At 41.2% G+C, this 12205-nt stretch carries 8 protein-coding genes; 6 read left to right on the top strand and 2 right to left on the bottom strand.

Translation table 11 applies throughout. The annotated features are described in order from the left end of the window. Positions 1-52 precede the first annotated feature (52 nt). The 4 genes from E1I69_RS18170 (at position 53) to prfB (ending at position 7365) form a co-directional block, all read left to right on the top strand. On the top strand, positions 53-1120 hold the full coding sequence (locus tag E1I69_RS18170) for a GGDEF domain-containing protein (RefSeq protein ID WP_161974932.1): 1068 nt from the start codon (positions 53-55) through the stop codon (positions 1118-1120). Positions 1121-1223: 103 nt separating this feature from the next. Next, on the top strand, positions 1224-3137 hold the full coding sequence (locus E1I69_RS18165) for an HD domain-containing phosphohydrolase (protein WP_136380973.1): 1914 nt from the start codon (positions 1224-1226) through the stop codon (positions 3135-3137). 442 nt (positions 3138-3579) lie between these two features. Next, positions 3580-6093: a preprotein translocase subunit SecA gene (gene secA, locus E1I69_RS18160; protein ID WP_136380972.1), complete on the top strand. Its 2514-nt coding sequence runs from the start codon at positions 3580-3582 to the stop codon at positions 6091-6093. A 170-nt stretch (positions 6094-6263) separates the two neighbouring features. Continuing rightward, a protein-coding gene (prfB, locus tag E1I69_RS18155; protein WP_136380971.1) for a peptide chain release factor 2 occupies positions 6264-7365 on the top strand; the annotation gives its coding sequence in 2 pieces (ribosomal slippage) (positions 6264-6335 and positions 6337-7365; 1101 coding nt in all). A gap of 119 nt (positions 7366-7484) precedes the next feature. Here prfB and E1I69_RS18150 read toward each other — a convergent pair. Beyond that, a complete protein-coding gene (locus E1I69_RS18150) occupies positions 7485-7640 on the bottom strand; it encodes a Fur-regulated basic protein FbpA (RefSeq protein ID WP_136380970.1) in 156 nt (51 codons plus the stop codon). A 264-nt stretch (positions 7641-7904) separates the two neighbouring features. Further along, positions 7905-9137: an MFS transporter gene (locus E1I69_RS18145; RefSeq protein ID WP_136380969.1), complete on the bottom strand. Its 1233-nt coding sequence runs from the start codon at positions 9135-9137 to the stop codon at positions 7905-7907. Between the two features lie 234 nt (positions 9138-9371). Between E1I69_RS18145 and E1I69_RS18140 the strand changes: the two genes are divergently transcribed. Both E1I69_RS18140 and mgrA read left to right on the top strand, forming a co-directional pair. After that, on the top strand, positions 9372-10868 hold the full coding sequence (locus tag E1I69_RS18140; RefSeq protein ID WP_136380968.1) for a methyl-accepting chemotaxis protein: 1497 nt from the start codon (positions 9372-9374) through the stop codon (positions 10866-10868). 98 nt (positions 10869-10966) lie between these two features. Next, positions 10967-11956: an L-glyceraldehyde 3-phosphate reductase gene (mgrA, locus tag E1I69_RS18135; RefSeq protein ID WP_136380967.1), complete on the top strand. Its 990-nt coding sequence runs from the start codon at positions 10967-10969 to the stop codon at positions 11954-11956. Positions 11957-12205 lie beyond the last annotated feature (249 nt).

Raw genomic sequence — 12205 nt, 5'->3', positions numbered from 1 at the left:
GCGTCAAAACCCATATTGTAGTTTTCACTTTAAAAATAAAGCAGGGATATCTATGATAACCATTTTACAACCAACCCTTTCCAATATTGCAGTCATATTGTTCATGTATTTATGCATCAGCATCCTGGTGACGAATCGAAAATCGATTAACAAGTATTTGTTTTCAGCAGGTGTTCTTATTCTTATCTCGGCATGCGTGATTTCTCTTTTTTATTTGCCAGTCCGCTTTGAGGACTATAAGTTTGATCTTCGTCTTGTTCCTTTGGTGATCTTCTCCATCTTGTTCGGATGGAAGCATGCGATTCCTGCCCTTGTGATTGCGGTTAGCTGGAGGCTCGGCATGGGTGGAGTGGGAGCTTTGCCCGGCGTGGTATTCGGCATGATCCTGCCTGTTACACTGGCTCTTCTTTTTCATAAAAAGGATCGAGCGATGCCAAACCCACTTGCCTTGTTTTTGTTAATGACGGCGTGCTGGCTTGTATCGGACTTGCCGATTTTGTTTCTTGTTCCGAATGGGGTGGATATGTTCGGTGAAATTTATCTTATCCGGATATTGGGACTCCAAGTGTCTGCGTTTATACTGTATTTTTTCATTTTTCAGCTGGACCGGGAAGTGATGGTAAAGAGAAGACTCCGGTTTTATGCGGAACGCGATCCTCTGACCGGGCTTTATAATATGCGTTATGTGGAAAATTATATTAAAAATAGGACAAGTTCTCGTACCATGTATATTGTGATGATTGATGTGGATCATTTTAAGAGAATTAATGATAGTTTTGGTCATCTTCATGGTGATGCGGTGTTAAAAAATGTAGCGACCACCTTAACGAGACTTATTCCGCCCCATCGTTCCTTACTTGGGCGTTATGGTGGTGAGGAGTTTATTTTATTTTTAGAGGCAGATTCGAAGGAAAGCTTGATGAACATTGTTTCTGGGATTCATAGCGGAATTGAACATACGCCGTTTTATGTGGAGGACCAGAAGCTTGATGTCACGGTTTCGATTGGCGTTTCTAAGCTCAAGGGTCCCGAAGAACTCTATCAAGCTATTGAAAAAGCAGATAACTCCTTGTATGCATCCAAGAGAAATGGTAGGAATCAAATTAGTTATGCGATTTAACAATATTAGATTCCTTTTTTTAGCTGTTTTTGTTACCATTTTCTTATAAATAATGAAATTATCACCGTTTTCTAATTTCGTGTTCTACCAAGGAGTGTAATGGATGGCATATTTACGTATTAAGGACCCTAAGCAGCTAGCGCAAATCTCTCTAACGGGTTTGACGGAAGAGTCGCTAGCATTAATCCACCGACATAAGGAATTACTCCTTTCTTTGGTTGATGAAATTGTAGAAGAATTGTATGACGAACTATATCGAGTGGATCATTTGAAGAAGATTATCGATGACCACTCGAGTCTTGAACGGCTAAAGGCTGCACAGCGTCACTACTTAGAACAGGTTTTTTCACCAGTTATTGATGATACTTACACACATAATCGCTTTTTAATTGGCAAAGCTCACTCAAAAATTGGATTGGACTTGCCATGGTATATTTCAACAAATCGGCGTTTTTGTCAAATCATCTCGAGGTTGCTGGGGAATTTGCTGCCAGGGGACGAAGCGCTTCGGTTGTTAGATGCGATTGAGGCTACTCTTAATTTTGATATGCAAATGACTGTGGAGGCATACAATGAAGTGGAGCTGGATAAAGCTTTGTATCCGTTGCGTTATGAATTTCGTCATCTCGAAAAAAAGTCGGGATTGACTCATGATGATTTCGATATTTTGGATTCCTATAGTGGCTTACTGACATTTCGTTTAAATGAAGTGATTGAGCGGTATAAAATAGTACTATTAAAAAGGGTTCCGCAGGATAGTATGAAATTTATGGAATCGTTTATTCCATATATCAAAAACTTTCTGAAACAATTTTTCTATGAAAAAATGTATCGGGATGAAGCGGCATGTTATCGGATCATTCGGGATTGGACGCGAAGTATTAATGATCATCATGTCAATGACCATCTATTAACCTCGCTTGTGGACACCATGAATGAGGTGTTACGGGATGTTTTTCAGGAAAAAATGCAACGGAATGAAAAAGGAGTTTCGTTGTTTTTAACTTCCTTTGAAAGGTATTCACGATTTATTCTTTCGATACTTAAGGAATTCCTTAAGCCGTATCGCTTTTTACATACATATAGTTTTCTTAATATATATTCCTATGAAATTAGTACGTTCGATTTTGGTAAATTAACGTGGATTGATGAAAAAGCGAGTAAGTTGCTTGAGAATAGAGGAGTTAGTGCTTCGGATAGTGTAGGCAAGCGCTGTTATGAAGTGTTTTATGATCGTGTCCTACCATGTATTGGATGCCCGGCAAAAGTCACTAATATTAATGAATCTGTGTTAACGACCCGTGAAAGTGAAGCAGAATCTTCCTATTATAAAACATGGCGTTTTAAACAGTCTCGGCTTGCTGAACTTGATCATTTCTTGCTTGTTAGTCAAGATATAACGGAGGATGCAAAAGTGATTTTTGATACGGTTGAAAGTTTACTTGATCTTGCTGAATACCGTGATGACGACACTGGCCAGCATGTCGACCGGATTGGGGTGCTAGCGGTTAAGCTTGCGGAATTGGCAGGATGTGATGAGAAATTTATTCAGGATATCGGGGTAGCAGCGAAATTTCATGATATTGGCAAAGTCGGGATTCCTGATTCGATTTTGAATAAGCCTGGCAAATTATCGAGTGAAGAATGGGAATCAATGAAAAAGCATGTCCAGATTGGCCATCAAATCTTATCAAAGCTTGAATTACCTGTGATTCAAATGGCTGCCAGTATCGCAAAAACGCATCATGAGCGATGGGACGGTACAGGATATCCGAATCAATTAAAAGAAAAAGAGATTCCGTTGGAAGGTCGAATTGTTTCGATTGTGGATGTATTTGATGCGTTGTTATCCAAGCGTGCTTATAAAGAACCGTTTGCTCCGGAAAAAGTGAAGGAAATCATCGTGGAAGGAAAGGGATCGCATTTTGACCCTGAATTAACGGATTTATTTCTTTCGATGTGGGACGAGTTTTTAGACATGCAACGTGAAAAGACGGATAGGAGTCAGTTTGTTTGAGTTGTTGAGGTATCTTGTTGTTTGTAACAGGATGCCTTTTTCTTATTTGTCTAGTTCCAGCGCCTAGCCAGTTTTCACCCTGAATAAGCATCTAAGAGTATCTTGCGAAAAGCTTTGCTTTGAGCAGCTCGAGGTCACAAGCCAATCCAGCAAGAAGGTCAAAGTGCAACCTTCGTGCTGGCTCGTCTTGTGCTTGTCGGACTTGCACATGAGGTGCTGACGTCTACGTTTGCCACAGGACGTGGCAGTATTTAGTAGACGAACAACTAAAAAGGCTTGCACTTTTCGTGTTTGTCGAATCCCCTCACATCAAGAAACCTGATAATATTTTACCCTTGTCCTTTTTAGTGGTAAAATAGAAGATATTTATTTCATTAAAGTTTTCAACAAAATCATTCAGCTCACAGCTGGTGTGAATTTTTACGATAGAGGAGCGTACATGATGCTTGGAATTTTAAACAAAGTTTTTGATCCAAACAAACGCACAATCAAGCGCTTGGAATCACTTGCCGATAAAATTGAGGCCCTTCATCCTGAGATGGAGAAGCTTTCAGATGAGGCCCTTCGCAGCAAAACCGAAGAGTTCAAGGAACGATATCAAAAAGGTGAAAAACTCGATGATTTATTAGTTGAAGCTTTCGCTGTTGTTCGTGAGGGAGCAAAGCGTGTGTTGGGGCTGCACCCATACCGCGTACAGCTCATGGGGGGGATTTCCCTGCATGAAGGAAATATTTCTGAGATGAAGACAGGGGAAGGTAAAACGTTAACTTCCACGATGCCTGTTTATTTGAATGCGATCACTGGTAAAGGGGTTCACGTTGTTACAGTCAACGAATACCTTGCGAGTCGTGATGCGCACGAAATGGGCCAGCTTTATGAATTTTTAGGATTGACTGTTGGGTTAAACCTAAACTCCATGTCACGTGAGGAAAAAATTGAAGCGTACCGCGCTGATATTACGTACGGAACGAACAATGAGTTCGGTTTCGACTATCTTCGTGATAACATGGTCCTTTATAAGGAACAAATGGTACAGCGTCCGCTTTATTTTGCGGTAATTGACGAGGTTGACTCGATTTTAATTGATGAGGCGCGTACACCGTTGATTATTTCCGGTTCTGCTCAAAAATCAACTTCCCTCTATATACAGGCAAACGGATTTGTGACGACTCTTAAAAAAGAAGAAGACTACACCTACGATGAAAAAACAAAGGGTGTTCAGCTTACAGAAGAAGGGATTTCAAAGGCTGAACGAGTGTTTGGCGTTGAGAACCTGTTTGATATTCAAAATGTAGCTTTGATTCACCATATCAACCAAGCGTTAAAAGCGAATGCAAGTATGCACCGCGATATTGACTATGTCGTGGATGATGGACAAATTGTGATTGTTGACCAATTTACAGGCCGTTTAATGAAGGGACGTCGTTATAGTGAAGGCCTTCACCAAGCAATTGAGGCGAAGGAAGGCGTCGAAATTCAAAATGAAAGTATGACGCTTGCGACGATTACATTCCAGAACTATTTCCGTATGTATGAAAAGCTTTCAGGTATGACCGGTACGGCGAAAACGGAGGAAGAGGAATTCCGCAACATCTACAACATGAACGTTGTTGTGATTCCCACGAATCGTCCGATTGCCCGTGATGACCGTCCTGATTTAATTTATAAGTCAATTGAGGGCAAGTTCCGCGCGGTTGCTGAGGATATTGCAGAGCGCCATGCAAAGGGACAACCAGTTCTCGTTGGTACGGTTGCGATTGAAACGTCTGAAATTATTTCGAAGTTTTTATTAAAAAAAGGCGTGAAACATAATGTCTTGAACGCGAAAAACCATGCGCGCGAGGCAGAAATCATTGAGCAGGCTGGTCAAAAGGGCGCGGTTACGATCGCGACTAACATGGCTGGTCGTGGTACCGACATCAAGCTTGGCGAAGGTGTCAAGGAGCTTGGTGGTCTTGCCGTTATTGGTACAGAGCGACATGAGAGCCGTCGTATTGATAACCAGCTTCGTGGACGTTCCGGTCGTCAAGGGGACCCTGGTGTGACTCAGTTCTATCTATCCATGGAAGATGAACTTATGCGCCGTTTCGGTTCTGACAATATGAAAAATATGATGGAGCGTCTGGGCATGGATGATACCCAGCCAATCCAAAGTAAAATGGTCTCTAAAGCGGTTGAATCTGCACAAAAACGCGTGGAAGGCAATAACTTTGATGCGCGTAAACAGCTTTTACAATATGACGATGTGCTTCGTCAGCAACGTGAGGTTATTTACAAACAGCGTTTCGAGGTTCTGGATTCCGAGAATCTTCGTGACGTTGTAGAAAATATGATTAAGTCTTCCCTTGATCGCGTAGTTCAAGCTCATACACCAAAGGATGAGGTGGAGGAAGATTGGAACTACAAAGGTATCATTGATTATGTCAATGCGAACCTTTTAAATGAAGGCGACATAACGGAGAACGACCTTCGTGGTAAAGAGCCAGAAGAAATGTCCGAGCTCATTTTTGATAAGGTAAAAGTTCGCTACGATGAAAAAGAGGCACAAATCGAGCCAGAACAAATGCGTGAATTCGAGCGTGTTGTTGTGCTTCGTGCTGTTGATAGCAAGTGGATGGACCACATCGACCAAATGGATCAGCTTCGTCAGGGTATTCATTTACGTGCATACGGTCAGAATGATCCACTTCGCGAATACAATTTTGAAGGCTTCGCGATGTTTGAAAATATGGTCGCTTCCATTGAGGACGATGTAGCGAAATTTGTGATGAAGGCGCAAATCCGCAGCAATCTTCAACGTGAAGAAGTGGCGAAGGGCCATGCCGTTCAACCAAAAGAAGGCGGCGAAGCAGAAAAGCCAAAGAAACGCCCTGTTCAAAAAGCCGTTAACATCGGCCGAAACGACCCATGCTACTGTGGTAGTGGCTTAAAATACAAAAACTGTCACGGTAAATAATGGGACAAAGGGACAGGTTCCTTGTCCCAGTGATGAATAAAACTGGAAAGGGTGAGAGATGAGCTCTCACCTTTTCCTTCGAAAAAAACGGGACTTCTAGCGGGAAAATGAGTAAGATAATCAAGTGGGATTCATTATAATAGAAAAGACTACATCTTGGAGGAAAATTTATGGAATTAGTAGATATTAAGCATGAACTTGACAAAATGGCTAAGAAATTAGCGGGTTTCAGGGGGTCTCTTTGACTTAGAGGCCAAACAAGCGCGCATCACCGAGCTTGACGAAATCATGTCAATGCCTGACTTTTGGAATGACCAAAATGCCGCGCAAACTATCATTAACGAATCAAATGCATTAAAAGACCAAGTCGTTGAATTTACAAATCTACACGATGCCTATGAAAATTTAGAGCTTACCTATCAGCTTGTGAAGGAAGAGCCAGACGAAGATTTACAGGCAGAGCTTGATGAGGAAATTCAGGAATTGTCTAAGAATTTAAGTGAATTTGAGCTGCAGCTTCTTTTGAGCGAGCCTTATGATAAAAATAATGCAATCCTAGAGCTTCACCCAGGTGCTGGAGGTACGGAATCTCAGGACTGGGGCTCCATGCTCCTTCGTATGTACACGCGTTGGGGAGAGAAAAAAGGCTTCAAGGTTGAAACATTGGACTATCTCCCTGGAGACGAGGCCGGAATTAAGAGTGTAACCCTTTTAATCAAAGGTCATAATGCTTATGGCTATTTGAAGGCTGAAAAAGGAGTACACCGTTTGGTAAGGATTTCGCCTTTTGATTCATCAGGTCGTCGCCACACTTCATTCGTGTCTTGTGAGGTTATGCCAGAGTTTAACGATGAAATCGAAATTGACATTCGTAGTGAAGATTTAAAAATTGATACGTACCGTGCCAGTGGTGCAGGTGGACAGCACATTAACACCACTGACTCAGCCGTTCGTATCACCCACATTCCAACGAATACCGTTGTAACGTGTCAAACCGAGCGTTCACAAATCAAAAACCGTGAGCAAGCGATGAAAATGTTGAAATCGAAGTTGTATCAATTAGAAATTGAAAGACAACAAGCAGAACTAGACGAAATTCGCGGCGAACAAAAAGAAATCGGTTGGGGCAGCCAAATTCGATCCTACGTTTTCCACCCATATTCTATGGTCAAAGACCACCGCACGAATGTGGAAGTCGGCAACACCGGAAGCGTCATGGACGGCGAAATTGACATGTTTATCGATGCCTATTTGCGATCAAAATTGAATTAATATGATGGAGGGGCAGCCGTGGGGCTGCCCCTTTCGTGTGCTTTTTTGTGGGGAAGTGCAATGGGTCGAGTACCCATTGAATTTAAAGGTTGTATCTTCCTTTGGAAGTAGACACCAGGTCATTCCTGGTGGTATAATTCATGCTCTTTTTCTAGTTCACTCAATGTCAACTCATACAAGTGTTTGTCCTTTTTTTTATAAATGCCTCGTTTAATTAGCTTGTTAATGAGATCCCTCTTTTTTGCCTGAACAGCATATCGTAAAAGGTTGCCCATTTTTATCACCTCAATTTTGAAAAAGCTAAATCGCGTAGTTTTTTGTTTGTAGATCTGTTCTAATCCTAAGCTTCTTTCCCTTTGACACTTGTCATTATAGACAAGCCCTCTTTGAAAACTTGTCGATTTATCTGGAATTACCAACTCTTAAATGAATTGTTACCCTCTCTTAATAAAAGAAAAACTTGTAATAAGCTCTTAAGACTTAATTAAAAAAGCATTACTGGTATTCCAATAATGCTACTGTAGTGACATCTGCCATTCTTAAATAACTTCACCATCTTGAACCTGAAGTCTTTTATATAAAACCACACAACAAATCGAACAAAGGATAGCGAGAGTTGCGATAAAGATATAACCGGCTTGAAGCCCAAGTAGATTATTGGCAGGGTTTTGTCCGAAAAACTGATTAACAGAACTGATGATGACCCCAATTAACAGGTTGCCAATCACGCTTGAAATCCCCATAAGCGTTACAGTAAATGTCATGGCGATCCCTACCCCTTTTGCATATCTTTTGGCAAGAAGTGCCATAACGGTTGGATAGATGGGGGCAATTCCAATCCCAGCAATCGCAAACAAAATCGCACACGGTTCCCCAACGAGAACAGCAATCAAACTACAAACTCCGGAAAAAGCGGAAAAAAGCATGATTGAAAAAGTATAGCCGATTTTATCGGTAATTGGTCCCGCAAACAAACGTGCAAGTGTAAAAAATATAAAAAATAAGGATAACATTTCCGAAGCCTTTTTTAGTGACCAATCATAAGCATTCTGTAAATAATAGACAAGCCAGCTTCCGATTGCTAATTCAGAAACAACGCCAAATGACAGGACGCCTACAATCAGCCATGCAATTGGATCACGAAGGAGACCACGGAGCGAAATGGTTTCACTTTCAGTTTCATCTTGATTTAACCCTGGGAATTTCCCCAATAGGGAGGGGATAATCGGTAAAATCGATAAAGATAGGATGATCAAGTACATGCCGCGCCATCCAAGTTCACCGTCAAGAAAGTTCCACCCCATTAACGAAGCGCCAATTACCGGTGCGCCAACTGAACTCAGACCATAAAAAAAGTGGGACAGGTTCATCATCGTTCCTGTATTTTTGGTGAATATATGAGCCGCCATGATCCCAAGACCAATCTCAAGCATTCCGTTTCCGATATATAATAAAAAGTACGAAGCCATTAAGGAGGCATATCCGTTTGAAAAATACAAAAAGATACCTGAAACAGCCATTGAGGCAAAGGCGAGAATACCTGTCAGTTTCATCCCAATCTTGGTAGTGAGGAATGACGTAAAAGAACACGCCAATAAATAGCCCAAAGAATTAAGGGCAAGCAGTATTCCGAGTTGTGTCTCATTTAGCGAAAAATCTTTTTCCATACTTGGTAGGGCAGGACCTTTCACATTTTCAGATAAACCAAAAATAAGAAATCCGCCAAAAACAACAAATAATAAAATGACATAATTTATTCTGGAATTGAACATCACGCTGACCCCCATCTTTATCATTCTATTAATATAGCAAAAACAATTTAAGAATTCAGTAAAAGCCCTTTAAATTTTCAAACAAACGCTTGTTTGAATCCGCAATCCCTTCGTCCTGTAGCCCCGAATGTCAATCAAACGTTTGTTTGAATCGAAACCCCCAAACAAATCTATATTCAAAACTATGAAAAAAATGTAAAATAGAGGGAGATATCTAAATTGGGGGAGAACCTTATGAATGAAACGATTTTATCCATTGAAGAGCTAAAACGAGAGGATCTGATTCGAAAAAACAAATTGGTCGGTCTTGTTTCGCTTATTTCTGTCATTCTAGCAATTATTGTTGAAGCTTCAATTGGACAACCCCTACAAATGATTCTCACAATCGGAATAGGTGGGGCGATTTTTTTATCTATCTTACATATACTGATTTATAAGAATTTATTTTTAACACAAACACCTTATTTTTCAGTGATAGGGATTTCGGTAGTCCTGTTTGTTATTATGTCAAGCTCGGAATCGGCGCCAATCGTACTCTTGCCGTTCTACCTGTTGACAACGGTTGCAATCTACAACAAGCGTAAAACCTTGTTCTTTGGTGTAATTTGTGCGATTGCGATCACGGTTTTATTTTTCGTGACAAAGGGGCAGGAGTTTGGCTATATGCCGAAAGAGCTTATCATCTATTATTTAATCTTTACGGTTATCATTGTAACCCTGTTTTTCCAAAGTTTTGTAACTGGACGACTTACTCAAGATATGCAGGCAACGCAGGAACAAACGGAGCATCTTTTACAAATGAGAAAGCAGCATGCGACCCAGCTTGAGGCGAACTCACAAACAATCAGCGACAACATTACAAATATTCGTCGCCAAGGTGAAGAGCAAATGCATACCTTCAATGAAATGACCATCGCTGTTTCAGAGATTTCTGCTGGTATGAATACGCAAAATGAATCCGCGTCAACGATTACTGAGTCCATTGAGAATCTGAATAGGGTTGTTCAGGAGCTTGTAAAAGGTTCAAACCACTTGAGCATTCAGACGGATAATGCCAATCAAGCAGCTGACAATGGAAATGAAACAATTGACGTTTTACTCACAAAAATCACAGACTTCCAGGCATCGGTATCTTCTATGTCTGAAACCATGAATCTACTCGTAGAAAAAATTAATGAGACAAATGGATTTACGGACCGTATTCAAGAAATTGCATCACAAACGAATTTACTCGCTCTTAATGCCTCAATCGAAGCGGCTCGTGCCGGTGAAAGTGGCAAAGGCTTTGCTGTCGTTGCGTCTGAAATACGGAAGCTTTCTGAAGTGACATCCAATACAGCCAATCTCATCGCTGAAAATCTAAAAGAAGTAAACGAAAGTACGACATTAACGCAAAAGCAAATGAAAGAGAACGCTGAAAAAATGGACGAGAGTGTGAAGCTTACAAAGGATACAAAAGGCGTCTTTACAGTCATCGACGACACCGTTTCCGAGCTGAATGAAGCTGTAAAGCATTTCGAAAAAATTACGAACGAAATCGGGAAATCAACGGTTTCCATGGAAACCTCTGTCAGCGAATTTGCGGCGATCATTGAGGAAACAACCGCATCGCTCGAGGAAATCACAGCATCCATCGAAAACCAAAACGGCCAAATGCAGCATCTCGTCTCATACGTCCAAAATACAGACGACGCCACTGCAGAATTAATGGAAATTTTCAAAGAAAAATAAGGGTGGTCCCCTGGTGGGACACGGGGACAGGTTCACTGTCCCAAAATAAAACTGGGACAAGGAACCTGTCCCTTTGTCCCAATAAAGGAGAGATACATATGGTCTATCAAGCGAGTGAAAATCGGTATAGTGAAATGAAGTATAATCGTGTTGGAAAATCTGGTTTGTTGTTGCCTGCGATTTCGTTAGGATTGTGGCATAATTTCGGGGGAGTCGACTCATTTGAAAATGGACGGAACATTTTACGAAGAGCTTTTGACCTTGGAATTACCCATTTTGATTTAGCGAACAATTATGGTCCACCTCCTGGCAGTGCGGAAGAAATGTTTGGAAAGATGCTGAAGGCGGATTTTGCTCCATATCGTGATGAGATGGTGATTTCCACGAAGGCAGGCTACCATATGTGGGAAGGTCCTTATGGGGATTGGGGTTCAAGAAAGTATTTGATTTCAAGTCTTGATCAAAGTTTAAAACGAATGGGCCTTGAGTATGTCGACATTTTTTACTCGCACCGTCCAGATCCAAACACGCCACTTGAGGAAACAATGGGTGCACTTGACCATATCGTAAGACAAGGTAAAGCGTTGTACGTGGGAATTTCCAACTACAGCCCAACGCAAACGTTAGAAGCAATTCGTATTTTAAAAGAGTTAGGAACACCACTACTTATTCATCAACCAAGATATTCGATGTTTGACCGATGGATAGAAGATGGATTGCAGGATGTGTTAACTGAAAATGGAGTGGGCTCTATCGTCTTTTCGCCGATGGCACAAGGATTATTAACGAATAAGTATCTTGGTGGCATTCCGAACGATTCAAGAGCAGCGAAAGAAAACACATTCCTTAAAAAAGACCAAATTACAGAGGATGTCTTACAAAAAATCCAACAACTAAACGAACTGGCGACAGAAAGAGGACAAAGCCTTGCGCAAATGGCGCTAGCATGGGTTCTTCGCAAAGGACGTGTCACATCGGCGTTGGTTGGCGCAAGCAAAGTGAGCCAAGTCGAGGACAGTGTAGCAGGTTTAAAAAACCTCGATTTCACCCAAGAAGAATTAACTAAAATCGAGGATATTTTAAAATAAAACAAGTCATACTAGTAAAGCGCATAATAGAAGGGGAGTAACCTGTGAGCGATCAGGTTACTCCTCTTTTACTTTGGGACCGCAGGGACGGTTCCACTGGTTCACACGTTGCAAGGGACCGCAGGGACGGTTCGAGGTCACTGAAAAATGTTTCCAAATAACTGGAAAACCGTAGGTTTTCATAAAAAAATACAAAAAACCCCCGATTTTGGTAAAATAGAGTTGTCGAAAAACTATCACCAAAAAGGG

Origin of the sequence: Bacillus timonensis (assembly GCF_004799755.1) — a bacterium.
GTDB lineage: Bacteria > Bacillota > Bacilli > Bacillales > Bacillaceae_L > Ferdinandcohnia > Ferdinandcohnia timonensis_A.
This window is presented reverse-complemented; position numbering and strand designations above follow the sequence as displayed.

Bases quoted from the DNA above. Each gene is read 5' to 3' on its own strand.
- E1I69_RS18165 (WP_136380973.1), top strand. From the start codon at position 1,224: ATGGCATATTTACGTATTAAGGACCCTAAGCAGCTAGCGCAAATCTCT.
- secA (WP_136380972.1), top strand. From the start codon at position 3,580: ATGCTTGGAATTTTAAACAAAGTTTTTGATCCAAACAAACGCACAATC.
- E1I69_RS18145 (WP_136380969.1), bottom strand. From the start codon at position 9,137: ATGTTCAATTCCAGAATAAATTATGTCATTTTATTATTTGTTGTTTTT.
- E1I69_RS18170 (WP_161974932.1), top strand. From the start codon at position 53: ATGATAACCATTTTACAACCAACCCTTTCCAATATTGCAGTCATATTG.
- E1I69_RS18140 (WP_136380968.1), top strand. From the start codon at position 9,372: ATGAATGAAACGATTTTATCCATTGAAGAGCTAAAACGAGAGGATCTG.
- E1I69_RS18150 (WP_136380970.1), bottom strand. From the start codon at position 7,640: ATGGGCAACCTTTTACGATATGCTGTTCAGGCAAAAAAGAGGGATCTC.
- mgrA (WP_136380967.1), top strand. From the start codon at position 10,967: ATGGTCTATCAAGCGAGTGAAAATCGGTATAGTGAAATGAAGTATAAT.